The following is a 20,461-nucleotide window of genomic DNA, read 5'->3' on the forward strand; positions in this document are numbered from 1 at the left end:
AAGCCTCTAATTCATAGTCTTTAAATTCTCTAAAATAGTTTCCTTGTCCATAAAGCCTGGCTGGGTCTTAACTAGTTTACCTTCTTTATCAATAAAAGCCTGGGTCGGATAAGAACGGACTCCGTAACTTGCTAAGAGTTTTCCCGAAGGGTCTAGAAGGACAGGGAGACTTCTATAGTCTAAACCTTGATACCATTTTTTGAAGGACTCTTCAGCTTGTTCTCCTTTTTGACCAGGAGAAACAACTGTCAAGATGACAAAGTCATCGCCAGCTTCTTTTGCCAGTTCATCGGTATCAGGGAGGCTGGCTAGACAAATAGAGCACCAAGATGCCCAAAATTTGAGATAGACTTTTTTGCCTTTATAATCTGATAGGCGATAAGTTTTACCATCAACTCCCGTAAGCTCAAAGTCTGGAACTTCTTCTCCTTTTTTTGCAGTTTGAGAGCTAACTTGTGCATTTTTGTCTCCATTTTGCTTATCAGCTTGATTCTCCATCTGATTGTTACAAGCCGATAGACAGACCAGACTAGCGCAGACCAATACAGTTGCTTGCCATTTTTTCATTTTCATCACCTTTCTCGCTCATCATATGAATATAGATATTGTATTATAGCTCTATTATATACCGATCACCCTAAAAAAACTTGAAATCTGTTTGGAAAATAAGGCATCTTTTGGGATACAAAAAACTCCCACCTGCTTAGCAGGTGAGAGTTGTCTACTTTTTATCTATATTTTTCTTATAAAATCTTGTGGATATTGAGCACGCGCCCCTCCAATCAGTTTTGGACGACTAGCGAGGGCAGTTACGTGGGCTTGACCGATTGATCTCAAAACTGGACGTATCGGTACTTGAACATGTTTGATATGCATCCCAATAGCCGTATCTCCAATATCGAGTCCTGCATCAGCTTTGATAAATTCGACCTCAACTGGGTCTTTCATATAGCGAAAGGCCGCCAATTGACCTGATCCTCCAGCATGCAAAGTCGGTAGAACACTAACAATCTCAAGATTGTATTTGATTGCAACCTCTCGTTCTACTACCAAGGCCCGATTGACATGTTCACATCCCTGAACTGCTAGGTGGATTCCTCTAGCTGATAAGATTTCTAAGATTCTTTTAACAATTAATTCGCCAATTTCTTGACTAGAGGCTTTCCCAATGTGGCCTCCTATCACCTCACTGGAAGATAAGCCCAAAACAAAGAGAGCTCCCTCATGGAGAGAAGCTTTTGTTAATACATCTTCAAGGATTTCCTCTACCTCTTTTTGTAATTGTCCTTGGTCCATACTTTACCTCACTTACTCCTTTCTATGATATCGTTTTTTCATCATTTTAGCAAGCTAGGGACATGGTTTCACTTCTTATCAACTGTTCACTATTTCTTTTAAAATTAAAAAAGACAGAGAATCTACCTCTCTGTCTCATTTATATATCTATTTATACTTTTTGGAGTCCTTGGACGGCATCGTGATTGATGATGACTTGACCGTATTCTTGGAGAACTGAACGGCTGATATCACTATCATCTGCAAATTCACGCATGCGAGCCAATAACCAAGCCGGATAAAGACTTGGATGATCCTCTACATCAACCAAGACAGTTAGATAGTATTGGTCGTTCATTTTGTAAAGTTCTGAAGTCTCCATCTGGTAATCAACTGTTTTCGCAAAAGAAACCAAACTAGTTAAGTCGTCAAAGCGTAGGATGTAGTAGATATAAGGTTCTCTTTTTCCTTCATCCACCTCAGCAATTTCATCAATCGCTGCTTCTTCCTCTTTTTCAACCTGCTCTAAAGATTGAATAGCTTCAATATCCTCTTTAGTTTTCTCTGCCATGGTTTTTTCTAATGTTTTCAAAAACTCATCTGGAGACATTTTCGCCAATTCATCCATATCTGGAAGGTCTGCCAAGTCCTCAAAATCCAAATTTTGGTCAATCTTAGACTTGGTTACAAAGACATCAACCTTATCAGGCTTCGGTGTCACTCGGAAGCTAAGCATACCTGTATCCAAGAAACTGTCTGGCATCTCTAACTCATCCAGAATGGCATAGAAGAACTCTTCTGTTTTTTCTTGTGGAACGAGAAAGTCTGCGATTTCCATTCCACGATCCATCAAATCTTCTAAAGACATAGTGATTTTTAAAGTCGTATCACTGATTTGTTTCATTTTCATAGTTCGTAACCTCATACTTTCAGTTCTATCTATTATACAAGATTTAAATGATTTTATCAAAAGAATGGCGTTGGAATTGGTTCTAAATATGCCCACTTGATGAATCAAGCGAGCATATTTACATCATCTGTTTATTCTACAAACTGACTATTTTCGATAGGCTTTTATACTATGGCTATACCACTCCTGCATTTCTTTTGATGGCGGAGTCATGTAATCACCATACATTTGTATCAAAAAAACATCATAGTTCTTTGGAATTGGCATCATTCTTCCTTCAAACTCTGTTACAATTAATTCTTTACAAGTATCTATTGGAAAAACACCCTTCATTCCCTCTTTGTCAACTCCAATAGCTCCTTCATAAGTAGGATTATCTGTCACACTATTTTTAACTAACTCATCTATTTTCTTATAGAAATATCTCGGATTAACTAGTCTAAGAGGATACCAAGTACACAAGCGAAGGAAATCTTTTAATTTGCTATCTCCGTGAACCGCACGTTCTTTTTTGATATAGGCAAGCTGACGCAAGGCAACATATTTATAACTCTTGTCAACGATGCTCAAATCTGAAAATTGATCAATCGGAAAGACATCAATGAACAAACTTGTATCATGACGCTTGTATTTTACGTTATCTTCAATAACTGTTGTTGTATCTAAAATAGCTGCAAAATTATGGAAATACCATGAAGAGGTATCGTAGGAAAGAACTCGATATACAGGATGTTGATCTTCCTCAATCGCTTTTAATAGACGCTCATAGTCTTTTCTATACAGTGAAATATCGATATCATCATCCCAAGGAATCATTCCCTTATGACGAACAGCTCCCAACATGGTTCCATAGCTAAGGAAATAAGGAATGTCATTTTTTTTACAAATTTCATCAACATAGTCCAAAATACCTAGTTGAATTTCTTTAATCTCATTTTTTTCTAAGTACTGCATTTAATCCTCCAATTTATAGGCTTCAAATTCGTGACTATAAAACTGTTTTTCTTTTGGTGGGAGAGTCATATAATCACCATAATATTGTTTTAAGACAGCATCAAATTGCTTGGGAGCTGGAAGAAGAAGATTTTCAAAAGGTATTTCAATCAGTTCATTAAATAAATCACTTGGAAAAACTTCCTTTTCCTTAGCTTTTGATGGTATAAAAGCTACGTGTTTCCCTTCTTCTACCCTATATTTTTTAATTTGCTTTTCGATTTGATTCGCGAAAAATCGCGGAGAAATCGGACGCACAAGAAGCCAGAAGAAGGTACGAATTAGGTCTTTTAACTTACTATCTCCATAAACAATATTCTTGTGCTTACTGAAAGACAATAATTTAAAACTTTCCAACTTATAGCAAACATCGATAACCTTAAGATCGTTGAATGAATCCATTGGAAAAATATCAATGAAAATACCAGAATCATACGTTTTTGTATTTCGTGTATCCACTATTTTCGTTGTCGAATCTATAACCTTAATAAAATTATTATAATATCGATCATTAGTTTCTAGGGCTAAAATCTTATATTTAGATTGTTCTAGATGAAATAACTGGATAAAACGTTCGTAGTTTTCACGTGTCATAGAAAGGTCTATATCATCATCCCAGGGGATAAAACCCTTGTGACGAATAGCTCCAATCAAGGTGCCATAATTAATAAAATAATCAATATCATGCTTCTTACAAAACGAATCAATAAAAGCTAAAATATCAAGTTCAATCTGCTTAGCTTCTTCAATACTTAATCTTCTCATCTAATCCTCCTAAGATTTTTTTATACGTCTTTTAAGAGAAACAAAATGTCCTAAAAATTCATAAAAGACACTATCTTTTGTCCAAACCAACAATCCAATATAACTAATGGCTGATAAAACCATGATAATCAGCATATTGACCAAGAAAGGTAGGTTGACAACCATTTTGACCGGATAAACAAAATTGACTAAAAAGTAGATCGGAACAAATGTCAATGCGAAAAGTGAATAACGCACCGTATATTTGAAGATATTTCCTAGGTTAATGAGCTTGGTCTTATGAATAAAGATAACATAAAGTATTAGTAGAAAACTTTCTGATATCATAGTTGTGATCAGATAATACTCGGGTGTAATGACGTTTTTTAAATAGAGTAGACTATCCAGAACTAGGTTCAATCCACCAGCAAATAAGGTATAAACTGTAATTCTTTTTTCAAATCCATTTGTAAAGAGAATTTGAGATCCTAAAATAGTTTCTAAAGCAAGAATAATGGTACGAAAAGCAAAGAGGGAGGTCAAGATTCCACCACCAATATATTTCTCACTACCATACAGAAGTATTGCATAGGGACCTAAAATCATCAAACCAAAACTAAGAGGGATGATGAAGAAGGTAAAAATGCGACTTCCCCGATTCACCAGATATACATACTCTTCTTTTTTTCCAATACCTAGATAGTAGCTCAATCGAGGAACACTGACTCCAATCGCACCAGTAACAACACCTGCGATAACAGTTACAATCCGTTGTGCCATCGTATAGTAACTGACATTTACATCAACTCCAGTTTTTACCAAAAAGAGACGATCCAGGAAGGTAAATAACATATTGGCATTTGCAAAGATCAGCATGGCTGTCAAAGGTAGGAAAAGAGGTTTAAATTCTTCTAATGTAACCTTAACAAACTGGATATCTCTTTTAATCCAAAAATAACTAATGAGATAATTGATGAGAGTTGAAAGACTCATAATCAATGTATAGGCAACAATATCATGCTCATTTTTCACAAAGAAAAAGATGGATACCAGCATGAGAATACGAATGAAGGCTGTTTTATAAAATAAAAAGCTATAATTCTCAAGCGCTTCATTCACCCATTCGATTGAGAAGATTTGTGCAATCAATTGGACTCCCATTACTAAAAAAATCTTTTTGATGACAGGATTACTATTAAAGAATAAGGGATAGGAGAAAAGATATACGATACTTGTAATAATCGTACAAGTGACACACAAATAAAAAAGACATGAAAAGACTTTATTTAATTCCTTCTTATTATCTTTTACATTACTAATAGCTCGAAGTCCGTAATTATAAACTCCATAGGTTGCAAAGGGCAAGAAAAAAGACAGAATGGTATCAACAGAGTTGAAATAACCATAGTCTGTTCGATCTAGAACACGTGCAACATAGGTACCCGTCAAAATTGGGAAAATAATATTTAAAACACGAATTCCCATATAAGCCAGGGCATTTAATTTTATACTTTTCATTCAATTTACCTCGTTGATTTATTATATCATAAAGTTAGTTAAAAAACCTATTTAACTGGGAAATCTGTTCCTCAGACCATATTTGTTCTCCCTGACGAAATCTTATCCAAATCATCTAGGAAATCTTTTCTACAGCATTCTTTTAAATCTGAATTTTTCACAAAGATAAAGAAGGACCATTCGAGTCCTCCTTTGTCTTGGATGATTTTTAATTCTTTATGTAAATCAAATCATTAGAGTGCAAAAGCAATAACACCTAAAACAGAACGATTGAGATTTCTTACTTCTTGCAAACTTTCCTCAAATTTCTTATAGCGAGTAAGACCATATTCTTCTACGAAAAGTACATTTTCAAATGCTAAAAGTTCTTTGATGTTTTGCAAATTGACAAAATGAACTCCTTCAAGATTCAACTTATACTCAGCTTTCAATTTATTCAAGATATGCTTATCTGAACTTACAATTGCTAATGGTTGGCCTTGGCACACATAACTTAGGAGTTCAGAAAGATTTTCAAGAGTTGTGATAGTTGAAACAAAATCTACTTGATAAGCAGAAAAATCACCTGCACGATTGATAGTTGGATTAAAGAGATATACTAGGATATTTGCTAAAATAACTAAGACTACACAGAGGACACCAATAATCACTAAGCGTAAAATAAGATTTTTCAAGTTAAATCCAAGAGCAACTTCTCCATTCGGAGTCAATTCTGTAGAGTTGACCGTTTCAAGTTTCTCAATCTTAACATCTGTAAAAGTAGACTTAAACTTATCAATCAAAGAGTCAAATTTACTCTCAAGGAAATCATTTACTTCCTTACTTGGAGTTAAAATTTTAACAGTTACACCTGCATCATCAATTAATGGATTGATCGTTAATTTTTTTGTCCAATAGTCACTTGCAGAATTCTTCAATGCTGTTTCTGTAGTATCTAAATCTTTTGCGATTTCTTTCATCTTATCAGAATCAACATCATTAAACAGAAAGGCACCATTGAGATTACCATCAATTAGTTTTGCATAGAAGTCACTATAGCCACCAACTTGATGATTTAAAATTGTCTTTGATGATTCTTCTGGAGCAGTTATCTTATAGGTAATATAAGTTGAATAGCTAGTAGAATCTTTGACTGTATTTTTACTTTTAACAGCTTTTAAAGTAAATGGTACAGCTATGAGAGCAAATAAGGCTAGTAAAGCTAGCAAATTTACTTTACGTTTTTTATAAAGATTTGCGAACAAATCAGCTACAGAATAATGTTCAAACATGTATTTCCCCTTTTTTGATTAAGTGATGATTTTCTTTTGTAAGCATTTTTGCCACGAAAATGATAATAAGAACAATTCCCCAGAATTGCATTGTAAAAAGATTAAAGAAACTTTCTGAGAAGCTACTTCTAGGCATAAAGAATAAATTATTCAAGATTAGCAAAGATAATGCAAATAAGATTGTTCTTGAGCGATATGCCACTTGCAACATAGCTATAAAGAGCATACCAAGTAAGATACTTAGTAGAAATAGTCCCAACATACCATAATCAGTATACAATTCCATGATATAACTACTTCCAATACCATGGCCTCTTAAATATTCTTTATTTAGAACAAGATAAGATAAATTGTGGGCATAACTATTACTGTCAATCGCTAGTTCAATACTATTTGTCGTATGTTCAAATGGTTTGGCACCAAATATGATTCCGATACTACCTCTCGCAAAATAGTCAACAACCGGACCAAAAGTGAAATTTCGGAAGTCTCTATAAGGAAGACTACTATTGTACAGGAATCCTCTAGCTAAAACTCCAAAACTAGTTCCTTGTTTATAAATGAAATCGAGTAATAAATCAAAAACTCCACTATGGGACACTTGAGCATTATCACGAACATAGTTTAATGCTCCCATCGCAAGCATGAGAACAGGTGTTCCAAGATAAATAGCCATTTTTTCTTTGAAACCGATCCATTTACCTTTCTCCGTTTGTTCACGCATAAAGTAGTAAACAAAGGCAAAAATCAAACTTAGAATAAAGGGATTTCTGGTACCAATTACTAAGTGAATCAAGTTAGCCGCGATATAGGCAACTAAAACCATTGTCGCATGTGACTTTTTAGGTTTGGTTGCTAAGTAAACACACATGGCATAAACCGTGAAAGTCGATAAGATATAGGTAAAGTAGGGCAATTGACTTTCAAAATTTGCATAATAATTGTAATAAGAAGTTTGCAAACGGTATAGCAAGCGCTCAAATAATCTAAGGAAATAAAATGGATAGGTGAGCAGAAATACACTCAATGAAACAAAGCGTAATTTTTTTATATAATTGACATTCGCTGTTTTTTCCACTTTTATAGGAGCTTTGCTTTTCCGAACAAGATAATAATTGGCTATAAAACCACCTATTGTTAGTCCTAAAATGGATACGATGACAGCTAGGAAAGCAAATCGATAAGCAATTGGTTGGTAAGTGTCAAGTGCTCCATCTCTGAAATAATCAATGGTGGGTCTGGATACCAAAAATATAAAAATTGTGATAAAGAATATAAAGTGAATCAAATAGTATTTGATATTATTCCAGCAAAGTAGCAGACTGCTAATTAAGAGCAAAAGCAAAGTTGTCAGAAGTCCTACGTTGTTACTGGTAAACAAATAAGTGATTCCACTTATTATGGTTACGATATAGCTTAGAATCGTAACCGTTAGCAACATTCGTTTGCCATCAATCATCTCAGCCCTCCTTTTCTAATTAATTTTTTTCGACTGCTCAATATTTTTAAACAATAATATTCTATACAATCTTACATTTACAAATAAGGCTAAAGCACTAATACGTCTTCCTTTTCTAAAAATGGTATTTTTGAAAATAGCAAAGGCATGTTTTTTCAAGTAGCCATAAATCCTTGGATAGTCTTTAAACTCTTTGAAATTATCATCTAGAAGCATTTTATCCAAGATAAAGAAATGTGCATATGCAAGTCTAAAAAAAGCTACTTCTGTTAAGTTTGGATATTCCTTAACGACTTCAGTATAAAATTTTTGATAAATATCAATGTAAGCCAAGTCTTTTTCCGCATATGGTTTGGTAGTAATACTATCTCCTCGATGGAAATAATAATAGTATGGATTGGTATTAACAACATACTTTTTAGCTACTTTAATGAGATCAAAATGATAGTAGGCATCTTCATAAATCAAACCTTTTGGAAAAGTTAACTGTGCTGCAACTTCCTTTTTGATGAGTTTGTTACAAATAGTACCAGGTATTTTCTCACCAATTAAATATTCTCTAAGGAATGTTTCGGTATCACATACAAAATAATCATCCTGATTTTCAGTTTGCGGACTCTCACTATTGGCATAGACATTCATAACACCACAGCTGGAAACATCCGCATCTTCTTTGACTAATTGTTGATATAAGCTAGCAATCATTTCAGAATGTATATAATCATCCGAATCTATAAAAATAACATAGTCTCCATGGGCTTGCTTCAATCCATCATTTCGAGCTTGAGACAAGCCTTCATTTTCCTTGTGATAAACCAAAACTCGTTCATCTTGCTCAGCAATTTGTTCACACAAGCGACCACTTTCATCTGTCGCCCCATCATCAACGAGAATGATTTCAAGATTTTGATAGGTTTGTTGCTGAATGGATGCTATTGATTTTTCAAGGTATTGCGCCACATTATAGACTGGAACAATGACACTAATTAATGCAGTTTCCATGCTACTCCTCTATTAGTTTTTCTACTTGTTCAATTTGTTTAGCAATCGTAAATTGCTGAATAAATTGACTGGCTTCATTGACATCAAAGCTTGATGTAGCTGTCATGTAGTTATCAATTGCTTGAGCTGCTTCTTGATTGCTTTCAATGATTTTACCAAATCGTCCTTCCTGAGATAATTCTTCTGCTCCGCCAACCTCGGTAGACACAAAGGGGACACCCAGACTCAAGGCTTCAACATAGACTCCAGGAAAACCCTCCTGTTTGGACATGGATAAAAGAACTTGCATCTTAGAAAGATACTGATATGGATTTTTTTGATAACCAAGGAAATGAACGTAATCCTCAAGTTGATACTCTTTGACTTGTTTTTTCAACTCCTCTTCCATGTCCCCAGCCCCTATAAAGTAGTGATGGTATTTCTTGCCTTGCTGGTGCAACAGTCGTATAACTTCTACTACTCGGTCAGAGCCCTTATTCTCTTCAATACGTCCAATAGTGCAGATACTCTGAGGAGCTATCTCAATAGCAATCTTTTCTTTTGATTTTTCCAAAATACTTTCAAAATCGTAACCATTATAGACTGTTACTAATTTCTGTGAGTAATCTGGATAAACTTCTTTGATAGAATTGCTGGTTTTCTTTGAAATTCCTACTATCCTATCAGCAGCATCCAATTGTCGTCTATGAGAATCACGCTTCGAACTATCTGTTAAAAATTCTTCAATACTTCCATGAATCCAAGAAATCTTCTTCACTTCTTGTCGTTTAGAATATAAAAGAGGAGGATTCATAATAGTAAAGGAAACCTCTGCATCATAGTGATCTTTTATAAGTAAGCGTCTTGTTAACCTTGGAAAATAAATTCTCAATCTCCATAAAAGCGCTCTTAACCATCTTGGTTGACGATAATCTTGAAAAGCTTTTAAAATTCTCACATTTTCAGGCACAGGTTCGTATCCTTTATCAAAATGTTCCATTTCAAGGATATCAATATCATACTTTTCCGGATCCAAGTTTGAAACAATCGTAGAAAGGATTTTTTCGGCACCGCCTCCTAGGGAGAAAGACCACATAAAAAATAAAATTTTCTTCTTATCCACCATATTCTCCCTTATATTCAGTGTAACTCTTATCCATATCTGCTATAAGGGCATCGTGGTGAGGCACTTGCTTGTCAGCTGGTGGTGGTGTCATGTAGTCACCAAAAGCTGTACTGAGATAGGCATCATAACCAACTGGAATAGGCATTTCTGTTCCTTCGAAAGGTAAGAAAATGTTGTCTTCAAAGGCTTGAATTGGGTATTTCTTCTTCATGTAACCTGGACCTGAGCATAACTCTGTGATGCCATCACTTTCAGCTGGTCCATACTTGGTCATTTCTTTCTCAGCCTTTTTCCAGATACGATAGCGAAGGGCTTTAGGAGTCAATCCTAGTAAAATGGTACTACCCCACTTCATGAGAGCTCCGTGCTTTTCTGGAATGGTTTGTGCACAAAAGAGAGAATAAATCAAAGCCCAACGTACCTGCTTCTTACGTTCAGCTGGGTTTTTAGGGTAGTAATCCAAGGGAAGAACATCCAAGGCCAAGCCGTGTGGTAAATCCAAATCTTGTTGATAAGGCTTGATACAAGTCGTCTCCTTGTCTCGAATAGTGATAAAGAGATTGCGGTCAACAAAGTCTCTATCACTTTTTGATAGGAAGTAACGCTCGTCCGCATAACGAGGCCATAGCTCTGCTAGTTTTTCATAATCCTTGCGAGGCATAAAGAAGTCTAAATCATCATCCCAAGGGATAAAACCTTTATTTCGTAGAGCTCCAATAGCTCCTCCACCACACAAATAACAGAGTAAATCGTGTTCTTTACAAAAGGCGACAAAATATTCAGCCATCTCTAGGCTACGAGCTTGAATTGCCTTTAAATCACTCATATCATTCTCTTCCTCTTCTATAGAATACATCATTCTATTATACCATAAAAATAGTTTATAAATCCATCTGACCATGTGAAAAATCAAAGCCCACGATACCCATTTTCATAGGTACCTCAAGCTCTGATTCATTTTACATTTTATCTAAATCCCATTTGGGCCAATTTATTTTGGTAAGCTTTTTGGTCCACTCGAAGGGATTGACCGCCGTATACGTCAAAGTCGTCTACCCAGTCTCCAAGTTCTGGGACTGTCAATCTTTCAATACCATTCTGCGCTCCTTCAAGGACTGATAAACCGTTGGTCAATAAGAAGGTATATGGAAGATTTGTAGAGGTCATGGCAAATACTTTTCCTAGTGCTTCTGAGCCTGTGAAAAGTTTTGTCGGGTCTTTAATTTGCTGTAAAACAGCTGTCATGACCTGCTGTTGTCGACGAGTACGACCATAATCCCCTTCATCATCATCACGGAAACGTGCATAGTTCAGAAGAGTTGACCCATTCATCTGTTGTTTTCCAGCTCGAATGGTTTGAGTCGGTGACTCAGTTTCCGTTGCATGCAAGTCATCGCCTACAGTCGCTTCTGTCACAGGAACCCCGTTTAGGGTTGAAAACTGGGCATCAATAGTCACACCGTCAGGGAAAAGCGTATCAATGGCTGTCGCAAAGGCTTGGAAATCGACAAGGGCATAGTACTTAATATCTAGACCAAAATTATCCTTGAGGACCTTGCGGACCATTTCAGCTCCTTGTTTACCTTCTTGTTCCCCTAATTCATAGGCCAAGTTTAATTTATGGTCGGTCTGTTTTTGACCATTGATGACTTGGCTATACCCATCAATATAGACTAGGTTATCACGCATAAAGCTAACGAGCTTCAATTTTTTATCTTTACCACTTACATTCAAAACCATAATGGAATCTGTCCGTGTTTCTGCACTATTCTGTCCAATACGGCCATCCGTACCCAAAATAAGAATATTAACCCCATCACGCGTATCTTGTCCATTGAAGACTTCAACCTGAGCAGCTTTGGCATCTTTGGGCCCATTTGAACTATTAGGGTTCGCCGATTGGAAGCCTTTTAAGAACATGACGATCATTCCTACTGCTACACAAAGCAATATCATTCCTAACCAAGCAAATAAGCGTTTAAAACGAAAACCTCTTTTTTTCTTTGGTTTCTTCTGCTTAGGAATCTTAGCTTTTGGTTGAGGCAGACTAGTACGTCGACTAGCACGGCTGCGATTCGTATAACTCGGAAGACCTGTGTTCAATTCAGTGTATTCTTGATTTTCTACTTCTTCTTGGACAACGGAGCGCACTTCTTGTTGACCATCCAGCTTAGCTTGTAAAAAAGCAAACTCTCGCTTTTCTTTATCATTTAGATAGTGGATGTTTTTTAATAGATAGTCGTAACGTAGTTTTTCATGGTGTGTCAGAGGATTTTCTCTAGTCATTCCTTCTCCTTCCCTTTATCCTGTATGGTATAGATAGGATAAGCACCTAGTACTTTATACTGGATTCCAATCGTTTCTAATTCTTTTTGAGCAAAGTGGACCAGTTCTTTATCAGCATAGTCCACATCAATGATGAAAAAGTATTCTCCCAGTGCTGTTTTTAAAGGACGGCTTTCAATCTTAGTCAGGTCAATTCCCCGCCAAGCAAAGGTGGAAAGAGCCTTATACAATGCACCAGGTAGATTATCTGGCAAGGTCAAGGCTAAGCTCATCTTTTCAGAATCTGCATTCAAGGGAATTTGTGGTAAGTTAGGTCCCAAAACCCAAAAACGCGTGAAATTAGCTTCCATTTCTTGAATATCTTGAGCGACTAATTCTAGTCCATATTCCTCAGCAGAGCTCTTGGGAGCAATAGCCGCAAAAGGCTGATCTGGATGCTCGGAAACATAGCGCGCAGCATAGGCTGTACTAGCAGTGACTTCTAGTTGAGTGTCTGGATAATGCTCATCAATAAATTTCTTCCCCTGCGCCAAGGCCTGCGGATGAGAAAAGATTTTCTCAATTTTAACTTGCCCTGGCACCGCCATCAACTGTTGATGAATTGGCTGCACAATCTCCGCCACAGCTTGAATTCGAGCCTGGTGGAAAAGATAGTCTAAGGTCTCATGAACACTACCTTCAATAGAATTTTCAACTGGCACTACTGAATAGTCAACCAAACCTTGTTCATATGCTTTGATAACGTCTGTAATATTTGAAAAAGGCTCTAGTTCCTCTTGAGGAAAAGCCGTTTGCACCACATGGTGCGAAAAAGATCCTTTAGGACCTAGATAGGCAATTTTCATCTCAGTTCCTCTATAATTTCTTCTGGGCTTAATCTTGCCACATCTACAACTCGACTAGCTACTTCCTCATACCAGGCCTGTCTTTCGTTAAAAATCGCAGCTAAACCTTCCTTGCTATTCTTTAAAAATAGTGGGCGTTGATTGTCCTTATCAGCTGAAATTCGCTGGTAAAGTGTCTCAAAATCTGCTTTAAGGTAAATGTTGTCTGGATTTTGCTTGAGCAAGGCACGATTACGTGGCGAAATAACAATCCCTCCGCCTGTAGAAATAACTTTATCTGTCTTTAGCAAGTCAGCTAGAACTTCTTCTTCTAGCTGGCGGAAGGCAGCCTCTCCTTTTTCTTCAAAGAAACGAGCAATCGGCATCCCCATTCGGCCTTCCAGCAAGGCATCCATATCTACGAAGTCAGAATCCAGCTTTCTAGCAATAGTAGTTTTTCCTGAACCCATAAAACCTAGTAAAACCTTAGCCATGAATCAAAGTCTCCAAATCATCAAAGAAGCTTGGGTAGCTTGTGTTAATAGCTTCAGCTCGATCCAATTCAACTTCTCCATCTGCAACTAAGAGAGCTGCAATGGCTGTCATCATACCGATACGGTGGTCTCCAAAGGTGTTGACTTTGGCTCCATGGAGGGTAGATTTCCCTTTGATAATCATTCCGTCTGCTGTAGGAGTAATAGATGCTCCCATGCTATTTAAAGCGTCTGCCACAACCTGAATGCGGTCTGTTTCTTTGACTTTAAGTTCCTCAGCATCCTTGATAACTGTTACACCATGTGCTTGGGTAGCAAGAAGAGCAATAATGGGCAATTCATCAATCAAGCGTGGAATCAAAGCGCCACCAATCTCTGTTCCTTTCAAATCAGAAGACTCAACAATCAAGGTAGCAGATTTAGCGACTGGATCAATTTCAGTTATTTCTAGTTTTCCATTCATGGCACGAATGACATCAATAATACCGGTACGCGTTTCGTTGATGCCGACATTCTTAAGCACCACTCGAGAGTTTGGCACAATCAAACCTGCTACCAACCAAAATGCTGCACTAGAAATATCTCCTGGTACGACAACCGTTTGTTCACTTAGTTTCTGTGGCCCTTGGACTGTGATTTTCTTGCCATCCACACTTAAATGACCACCAAATTGTTGTAACATATCTTCCGTATGATTACGAGTGCACTCTTTTTCGATAATAACAGACTCCCCCTGAGCCTGCAAGGCCGCAAACATCAAGGCTGACTTAACCTGGGCAGATGCAATTGGCAACTCATAATGAATAGGTCTTAGGTTTTTCGTCCCTTTTAAATGAAGGGGAGGCAAGTCTCGCTCAGTTTGCCCTGAAATTGTAACTCCCATTTTTTTCAAAGGAAGGGTCACACGATCCATGGGGCGTTTAGAAAGACTATCATCTCCAAACATCTCTACTTCAAAGTTTGCGCCAGCAAGGACACCTGAAATCAAACGAATAGATGTCCCAGAATTCCCCATATCCAGAGCTTTCTTAGGTGCTTTCAATCCATTCATCCCAACACCTTGAATGGTAACGACACCGTCCTTATCCTCAATCTCTACGCCGAGGTCACGAAATACCTGCATGGTTGACAAGACATCTTCACCACGCAAGATATCATAAACCTTCGTTTCACCCTCAGCCAAGCTTCCAAAAATGATAGAGCGATGACTGATGGACTTATCCCCAGGTACGCGAATACTACCATTTAAGTGCTTAATGTTTGTTTTTAATTTCATACCGGCCCTCATACTGACAATACTTTTTCTTATTTTATCATAAAAAGTCAGAAATTTCTTAAAAATTCCTGACTTTATGATAGTTAATAATATTTTTTCAATACACTTTTACCTTTTTGATTTATTTCAACTGAAGCTTTTTAATAGCAATTCTTTTTCACTTTCAATTTACCAGCTATCTGAAGAGCCACCACCATCAAATCCTCCGCCATCCCAATCATCAGAAGACCAAGATGAACTAGAACTACCAGTATCATATCTAGATGTAGAAGAATCTAATCTACCATAAGAACTTGACTGTACTCTTTGTGAAGCATAGTAGCTTTTTTTGAGCTCGGGAGTCCAAGAATCATTCTTCACAAAATCTTTATCGTTTGGATAGAGTTTTCCCTTCCCATTATAAGAGTATTGAGAGCGGTTCAGCCTATCTAGTTGCTTTCTTTTAACTTCTGCGTAGTATGCTTCTATCAGTAATGTAGTCCAAGTATCATTAGGCAGAAAACCTTTTGAGTCTGGATAGAGTTTGTTATATCCTGCGTAGTTATATTGAGACCTAATTAAACGCTTATTTTTTTTATAGTAAGATTTACGTTCTTCAGTCCACGTATCGTTAGGTACAAAGTCAGGAAAATCTGGATACAGTTTCCCCTTCCCCTCGTACTCATACTTAGAAAAGCGACATCTTTTTAAGTACCTGAACCACGTTACTAAACTCAGTAAAAGAAAGAACATTAGATAGAACAATATCGGAAACGGAATGTAATTGAAATACTTACTAAGTCCTTCATTATTTTTTAATAATTTTTCATCGATTTTTGGAAGCCAACTATTCTTATTCTCTTTCTTGTTTATGATTTCAGCTTTTCCAGATTCGGCTTTAGAGATACCTACTAGAATTCTGTTAAGAGCATCAGTGTATTTCCCTTCTTTCATGTAAGGCTTCGAATCATTTAGTAAAGAACGAGCCTTCGAGTCAGTAAGCCAAATTGCTGCTTCGTTGGATGTTTCAATACGAAACTTCCTATCCTTTATAGCAATAGCGATTAAAATTCCACTGTTAGAATCTTGTTTCCCAATTTTCCATTTGCGTGCAACCTCATTGGCTACCTCTTCGATACTGGAACCGTCCAGGGTATCTACAATGTAAATACCTACTTGGGTTTCACTTCCAGCATTCATACTCTCTAACGTTTCTGCAACACTAGTGGTTAAATAACCATTAGGATCGTATATACCATTTAAAGGCCGATCTGGAACAACCATATTAGCCGCCACTAGAGGCATAAAAAAGAATAAAGGGATAATTAAGAGTAAAATTAACTTTTTCATAGGAGATCCCCCACAAGACTAATCAGTTAAATTGATTTTAGGTACAAACTTTGCATCTTTATCTGCTCCAATTAACTCAGCTCTATAGTTAGAAACTTTCAAATTTGTTTTTCATTTTGTTTATTAGTATAGACAATCATTCCCACAGTCATTATTAAACAGTCTGGGCTAATAATTCTAGCTTACACAGTAGTTACCGATAATAAAAATACGATTGAAAAAATGCCAATAAATCATATACAAAATAATTTTTTTATTTTAGCAATTCTGAAATTGGTTCAAAGACAATTTTTTCAATATCAGAAAGGTAAATAGAAAGTTGTTGCTGTTTGGCAAAGAATTCTGACAAGAGAGAGTTTCCTTGAATCTGCTTGCCAAAGTCTTCCATTTTTTCTTGGAAAGAAGCATCTGGAATTTGACCAGTTTGTGCCATGATTTGGATTTCATGTTGAAAAGCAATATAATCTGCAAAAATTTTGCTTGCTTCTGCATCCGCTTGGATGGCATCTCTAGCTTCTTTAACTGCCTTGTATTCAGGCAATTTGCGTAGTCCACGACTTAGTGCATTTGCACTATCATAAATATTTGACATAATTGTCCTCCTTATTTAATAACGACTGTGTAGTCTGTATTTTCTGTAATGACTTGCTCAGCACGTTTTAAATCCTGAGCATTCTTAAAGGAAATTTGCAGAATCCCGTGAACATCCTCACGGTTTTCCTCATTGATATGGATATTGACCAAAGAAGTTCCGCGTAGCAATTCCAAGATGCGTAAAATCACATCTTCCTCATCGGGAACATCTACATAAAGGTCATAAGAACTATCTACACCACCACGTTTATGGATTTCCATAGCCTGTCGTTGTTCACGCGCTTGATTGAAAAAGTTCCAGATTTGGCTTTCATCACCCTTACTGATAGCTTGTCCAATTTCGTCCAAACGGTCCTTGAAGTCCTCGATGCGTTCAATAATGGTATCTCGATTGGATAAGAGGATAGAAGTCCACATACCTGGCTCGCTTTCGGCAATCCGAGTCATATCTCGAAATCCACCGGCCGCAAAGCGTCGCGCCATTTCATGCTCTTCAGCATAACTTGCAGTTTGTTCCATCAGGCCTGATGCTAAGATATGCGGAAAATGGCTAATCTGAGAAGTCACTCGGTCATGCTCTTCAGCATCGATTTCAATGAAACGAGCATGAAGACCTGATAGCAAGTCTCTCATTTCTTCGAGCGTATCCGGAGTTGTCAGACTAGATGGCGTCAAGATATAATAGGCATTTTCAAAGAGGTTGACATCGGCAGAGGCAGCTCCTGTCTTGTGGCTCCCTGCCATAGGATGAGCTCCAACAAAGCGAACAGACTTATCAGCAAAACACTTTTCAGCTGTAGCCACGATAGCTGACTTGGTCGAGCCACCATCAGAAATAATGACACCTTCTTTCAAGTCAAAGTTGGCCAATTCCTTAATAAAGGTAATGGTTTGCTTGATTGGCAGGGTAAGAATGATGACGTCTGCAAGTGGAGCAAAACTGGCAAAGTCATCCGTCGCTCGGTCAATCATTCCTCTCTCCAAGGCAATATCTCTAGACACTTGACTACGATTGTATCCTAAAATTTCATAATCAGGATGATCCCGCTTGATTCCGAGTGCCATGGAAGCACCAATCAAACCTAGTCCTGCGATATAGATGGTTTTTGCCATAAGAACTCCTTAATAATTCTTTGTATACTCCCGATGTTTCGCAACAGCTTCTTTTAATTCTTCCAGATTATCAGAGGAGAATTTCTCTAAGATTTCTTGAGCCAAAACCGTTGCTACGACTGCTTCCATAACGACACCTGCTGCTGGAAGAGCAGTAGGATCACTTCTCTCTACTGTTGCTTTATAAGGTTCATGAGTTTCAATATCGACACTCATCAACGGCTTGTAGAGAGTCGGAATTGGCTTCATAACTCCACGAACGATAATCGGTTGTCCGTTAGTCATACCACCTTCGAAACCTCCAAGGTTATTAGTCCGACGAGTATAGCCATCTTCTGATGACCAGAGGATTTCATCCATGACTTGGCTACCCTTAAGATGGCCTGCTTTGAAACCAAGACCAAACTCCACACCCTTAAAGGCGTTGATTGAAACAACTGCTTGAGCTAGTCTCGCATCTAGCTTCCGATCCCATTGGACATAAGAACCAAGACCAACTGGAACACCTCCGACAACTGTTTCCACAACACCTCCGATGGTATCCCCATCTCGCTTAATCTGGTCAATATAGTCCTTAATCTCCTGCTCACGTTCTTGGTTGACGATAGAAACTTCAGACTGGGCAGCCAGTTTCTTAATCTCTGAGACTGTTAAGTTTTCTGGAACATTGATTTCCTTACCACCAAAGACAACAACATGGTTAGCAATTTCGATATCAAGCTCAGCTAAAAGCCGCTTGGCTACTGCTCCAACTGCAACCCGCATAGTTGTTTCACGGGCAGATGAACGTTCCAAAGAATTTCGCAAATCATCAAAGCGGTATTTGATGCCCCCAACCAAGTCTGCGTGACCTGGACGAGGATGTGTGATTTTTCGTTTACTTTTGAGTTTGTCCTCAATATCCTCGGCAGACATGATATCTAGCCATTTTTGATGATCCTTGTTAATGACATCCATGGTGATAGGAGCCCCTGTCGTCTTCCCGTGGCGAACACCAGAAGTAAAGACAACTTGGTCACTTTCAATCTTCATACGTCCACCACGCCCGTAACCGCCTTGGCGACGTTTGAGATCCTCATTGATATCTTCTGCAGTCAAAGGCAGTCCTGCTGGAATTCCTTCAATAATTGCTGTCAGACGAGGACCATGTGATTCTCCTGCTGTTAAATATCTCATACATTCTCCTTATTTTACTAAGTAATCTTTCATTTCTTCGAGAGAAACTGGGTGAATCATCGCTGAACTAAGTTCTGGTACCAAAACTAACTTCATGGTATTACCACGCGCTTTTTTGTCATGAGTCAAAGCCTGATAGAGCTTGTCAACATCCCAGTTTTCATAATCAACAGGAAGACCAAATTTCTGACACATCTCTCGGATAGACTGGGTTATTCCCACTGGCATGAGGCCTTTTTCTTCTGCTACCTTAGAGACCTGAACCATTCCCATAGCTACTGCCTCACCGTGCATGACTTTTCCGTAACCAGCAGTTGCTTCGATGGCATGGCCAATTGTGTGACCAAAGTTGAGATATAAACGAATGCCATTATCCAACTCATCCTCAACCACCATCTTGCGCTTCACCTGGCAAGAATGCTCAATCAAACTCTCGGAATGTTCCAAAATGCTTTCCACAGAACCATCCATTTTAGATAATAGGTCCCAAAGCTCAGGATCTTCGATGAGGCCATACTTGATGACTTCACCCATTCCTTCAATCAACTCTCTCTTACCCAAGGTCTCAAGAACAGTTGGGTCAATCAAAACACCAGCCGGCTGAGCAAAAGTCCCCACCATATTCTTGGCAAAAGGGGTGTTTACACCCGTCTTACCACCGATAGAGGAATCAACCTGGGCAGTCAAACTAGTCGGAATTTGAACAAAGTGAATACCTCGCATGTAGGTTGAAGCCACAAAACCAGCCAAATCACCAACTACACCACCACCTAAAGCTACGATTCCGTCACTGCGAGTCAAGTCTTGCTTAACTAGAAATTCATAAGCCTTTTGAACCGTGGTTAGATTTTTTCGCTCTTCACCCTCTAGAAAGTCAAAAACTGCCACTTGAAAACCAGCATCCTCTAAGCTCAATTTAACCTTTTCTGCATAGAGTGAAGCCACACGGTTATCCGTTATGATAACAATCTTTTGTGGTTGCCAAAGTTCGCGCAACCATTTTCCTGCTTGAGACAAGCATCCTTTTTCAATCTGAATATCGTAAGGATGATGTGGAAGGTCTATTCTAATTTTCATAGCAGGTCTCCTTTT

At 37.8% G+C, this 20,461-nt stretch carries 20 protein-coding genes; all 20 read right to left on the reverse strand.

The window, feature by feature from the left end; translation table 11 throughout:
• Positions 1 to 6: 6 nt before the first annotated feature.
• The 20 genes from ACVAMZ_RS06725 to aroB all read right to left on the reverse strand — a co-directional run bounded on the left by ACVAMZ_RS06725 (position 7) and on the right by aroB (position 20,446).
• Positions 7 to 567: a TlpA family protein disulfide reductase gene (locus ACVAMZ_RS06725; protein WP_461684406.1), complete on the reverse strand. Its 561-nt coding sequence runs from the start codon at positions 565 to 567 to the stop codon at positions 7 to 9.
• A 165-nt stretch (positions 568 to 732) separates the two neighbouring features.
• On the reverse strand, positions 733 to 1,296 hold the full coding sequence (locus ACVAMZ_RS06730; RefSeq protein WP_461684407.1) for a TIGR01440 family protein: 564 nt from the start codon (positions 1,294 to 1,296) through the stop codon (positions 733 to 735).
• Between the two features lie 151 nt (positions 1,297 to 1,447).
• Entirely contained in the window at positions 1,448 to 2,185 is a 738-nt protein-coding gene (mecA, locus tag ACVAMZ_RS06735) for an adaptor protein MecA (RefSeq protein WP_006148076.1), read from the reverse strand.
• 147 nt (positions 2,186 to 2,332) lie between these two features.
• Complete coding sequence (locus ACVAMZ_RS06740) at positions 2,333 to 3,139, reverse strand: LicD family protein (RefSeq protein ID WP_461684408.1); 807 nt, start codon at positions 3,137 to 3,139, stop codon at positions 2,333 to 2,335.
• Positions 3,140 to 3,943: a LicD family protein gene (locus ACVAMZ_RS06745; protein ID WP_461684409.1), complete on the reverse strand. Its 804-nt coding sequence runs from the start codon at positions 3,941 to 3,943 to the stop codon at positions 3,140 to 3,142.
• Between the two features lie 9 nt (positions 3,944 to 3,952).
• Positions 3,953 to 5,440: an oligosaccharide flippase family protein gene (locus ACVAMZ_RS06750; protein ID WP_461684410.1), complete on the reverse strand. Its 1,488-nt coding sequence runs from the start codon at positions 5,438 to 5,440 to the stop codon at positions 3,953 to 3,955.
• Between the two features lie 233 nt (positions 5,441 to 5,673).
• On the reverse strand, positions 5,674 to 6,711 hold the full coding sequence (tarQ, locus tag ACVAMZ_RS06755) for a teichoic acid biosynthesis protein TarQ (protein WP_461684411.1): 1,038 nt from the start codon (positions 6,709 to 6,711) through the stop codon (positions 5,674 to 5,676).
• Positions 6,704 to 8,170 carry an O-antigen polysaccharide polymerase Wzy family protein gene (locus ACVAMZ_RS06760; protein WP_461684412.1) on the reverse strand — a complete coding sequence of 489 codons (1,467 nt, stop codon included), beginning with the start codon at positions 8,168 to 8,170 and terminating at the stop codon, positions 6,704 to 6,706. The genes tarQ and ACVAMZ_RS06760 overlap by 8 nt, the downstream gene beginning before the upstream one ends.
• 15 nt (positions 8,171 to 8,185) lie before the next feature.
• Entirely contained in the window at positions 8,186 to 9,172 is a 987-nt protein-coding gene (locus tag ACVAMZ_RS06765; RefSeq protein ID WP_461684413.1) for a glycosyltransferase family 2 protein, read from the reverse strand.
• Position 9,173: 1 nt separating this feature from the next.
• A complete protein-coding gene (locus ACVAMZ_RS06770) occupies positions 9,174 to 10,277 on the reverse strand; it encodes a glycosyltransferase (protein WP_461684414.1) in 1,104 nt (367 codons plus the stop codon).
• Positions 10,267 to 11,103, reverse strand: a complete 837-nt coding sequence (locus ACVAMZ_RS06775) for a LicD family protein (RefSeq protein WP_414257943.1) — start codon at positions 11,101 to 11,103, stop codon at positions 10,267 to 10,269. The genes ACVAMZ_RS06770 and ACVAMZ_RS06775 overlap by 11 nt, the downstream gene beginning before the upstream one ends.
• A gap of 140 nt (positions 11,104 to 11,243) precedes the next feature.
• Positions 11,244 to 12,563 (reverse strand): LCP family protein, encoded by a 1,320-nt coding sequence (locus ACVAMZ_RS06780; RefSeq protein WP_461684415.1) that lies wholly within the window; start codon positions 12,561 to 12,563, stop codon positions 11,244 to 11,246.
• The gene (gene pheA, locus ACVAMZ_RS06785; RefSeq protein ID WP_461684416.1) at positions 12,560 to 13,408 is read right to left on the reverse strand and encodes a prephenate dehydratase; all 849 of its coding nucleotides are present in this window, start codon (positions 13,406 to 13,408) and stop codon (positions 12,560 to 12,562) included. The genes ACVAMZ_RS06780 and pheA overlap by 4 nt, the downstream gene beginning before the upstream one ends.
• On the reverse strand, positions 13,405 to 13,881 hold the full coding sequence (locus ACVAMZ_RS06790) for a shikimate kinase (protein WP_461684417.1): 477 nt from the start codon (positions 13,879 to 13,881) through the stop codon (positions 13,405 to 13,407). The genes pheA and ACVAMZ_RS06790 overlap by 4 nt, the downstream gene beginning before the upstream one ends.
• On the reverse strand, positions 13,874 to 15,157 hold the full coding sequence (gene aroA / locus ACVAMZ_RS06795; RefSeq protein ID WP_461684418.1) for a 3-phosphoshikimate 1-carboxyvinyltransferase: 1,284 nt from the start codon (positions 15,155 to 15,157) through the stop codon (positions 13,874 to 13,876). Before aroA ends, ACVAMZ_RS06790 begins: the two co-directional genes overlap by 8 nt.
• Before the next feature lie 168 nt (positions 15,158 to 15,325).
• A complete protein-coding gene (locus ACVAMZ_RS06800; RefSeq protein ID WP_461684419.1) occupies positions 15,326 to 16,486 on the reverse strand; it encodes a TPM domain-containing protein in 1,161 nt (386 codons plus the stop codon).
• Between the two features lie 253 nt (positions 16,487 to 16,739).
• Positions 16,740 to 17,078: a YlbF/YmcA family competence regulator gene (locus ACVAMZ_RS06805; RefSeq protein WP_461684420.1), complete on the reverse strand. Its 339-nt coding sequence runs from the start codon at positions 17,076 to 17,078 to the stop codon at positions 16,740 to 16,742.
• Between the two features lie 11 nt (positions 17,079 to 17,089).
• A complete protein-coding gene (locus ACVAMZ_RS06810) occupies positions 17,090 to 18,193 on the reverse strand; it encodes a prephenate dehydrogenase (protein WP_461684421.1) in 1,104 nt (367 codons plus the stop codon).
• A gap of 9 nt (positions 18,194 to 18,202) precedes the next feature.
• Entirely contained in the window at positions 18,203 to 19,369 is a 1,167-nt protein-coding gene (aroC, locus tag ACVAMZ_RS06815; RefSeq protein ID WP_006151452.1) for a chorismate synthase, read from the reverse strand.
• 9 nt (positions 19,370 to 19,378) lie between these two features.
• Positions 19,379 to 20,446: a 3-dehydroquinate synthase gene (aroB, locus tag ACVAMZ_RS06820; RefSeq protein ID WP_461684422.1), complete on the reverse strand. Its 1,068-nt coding sequence runs from the start codon at positions 20,444 to 20,446 to the stop codon at positions 19,379 to 19,381.
• Positions 20,447 to 20,461 lie beyond the last annotated feature (15 nt).

The organism is Streptococcus sp. KHUD_017, assembly GCF_054861245.1.

Bases quoted from the DNA above. Each gene is read 5' to 3' on its own strand.
- ACVAMZ_RS06725 (WP_461684406.1), bottom strand. From the start codon at position 567: ATGAAAAAATGGCAAGCAACTGTATTGGTCTGCGCTAGTCTGGTCTGT.
- ACVAMZ_RS06730 (WP_461684407.1), bottom strand. From the start codon at position 1,296: ATGGACCAAGGACAATTACAAAAAGAGGTAGAGGAAATCCTTGAAGAT.
- mecA (WP_006148076.1), bottom strand. From the start codon at position 2,185: ATGAAAATGAAACAAATCAGTGATACGACTTTAAAAATCACTATGTCT.
- ACVAMZ_RS06740 (WP_461684408.1), bottom strand. From the start codon at position 3,139: ATGCAGTACTTAGAAAAAAATGAGATTAAAGAAATTCAACTAGGTATT.
- ACVAMZ_RS06745 (WP_461684409.1), bottom strand. From the start codon at position 3,943: ATGAGAAGATTAAGTATTGAAGAAGCTAAGCAGATTGAACTTGATATT.
- ACVAMZ_RS06750 (WP_461684410.1), bottom strand. From the start codon at position 5,440: ATGAAAAGTATAAAATTAAATGCCCTGGCTTATATGGGAATTCGTGTT.
- tarQ (WP_461684411.1), bottom strand. From the start codon at position 6,711: ATGTTTGAACATTATTCTGTAGCTGATTTGTTCGCAAATCTTTATAAA.
- ACVAMZ_RS06760 (WP_461684412.1), bottom strand. From the start codon at position 8,170: ATGATTGATGGCAAACGAATGTTGCTAACGGTTACGATTCTAAGCTAT.
- ACVAMZ_RS06765 (WP_461684413.1), bottom strand. From the start codon at position 9,172: ATGGAAACTGCATTAATTAGTGTCATTGTTCCAGTCTATAATGTGGCG.
- ACVAMZ_RS06770 (WP_461684414.1), bottom strand. From the start codon at position 10,277: ATGGTGGATAAGAAGAAAATTTTATTTTTTATGTGGTCTTTCTCCCTA.
- ACVAMZ_RS06775 (WP_414257943.1), bottom strand. From the start codon at position 11,103: ATGAGTGATTTAAAGGCAATTCAAGCTCGTAGCCTAGAGATGGCTGAA.
- ACVAMZ_RS06780 (WP_461684415.1), bottom strand. From the start codon at position 12,563: ATGACTAGAGAAAATCCTCTGACACACCATGAAAAACTACGTTACGAC.
- pheA (WP_461684416.1), bottom strand. From the start codon at position 13,408: ATGAAAATTGCCTATCTAGGTCCTAAAGGATCTTTTTCGCACCATGTG.
- ACVAMZ_RS06790 (WP_461684417.1), bottom strand. From the start codon at position 13,881: ATGGCTAAGGTTTTACTAGGTTTTATGGGTTCAGGAAAAACTACTATT.
- aroA (WP_461684418.1), bottom strand. From the start codon at position 15,157: ATGAAATTAAAAACAAACATTAAGCACTTAAATGGTAGTATTCGCGTA.
- ACVAMZ_RS06800 (WP_461684419.1), bottom strand. From the start codon at position 16,486: ATGAAAAAGTTAATTTTACTCTTAATTATCCCTTTATTCTTTTTTATG.
- ACVAMZ_RS06805 (WP_461684420.1), bottom strand. From the start codon at position 17,078: ATGTCAAATATTTATGATAGTGCAAATGCACTAAGTCGTGGACTACGC.
- ACVAMZ_RS06810 (WP_461684421.1), bottom strand. From the start codon at position 18,193: ATGGCAAAAACCATCTATATCGCAGGACTAGGTTTGATTGGTGCTTCC.
- aroC (WP_006151452.1), bottom strand. From the start codon at position 19,369: ATGAGATATTTAACAGCAGGAGAATCACATGGTCCTCGTCTGACAGCA.
- aroB (WP_461684422.1), bottom strand. From the start codon at position 20,446: ATGAAAATTAGAATAGACCTTCCACATCATCCTTACGATATTCAGATT.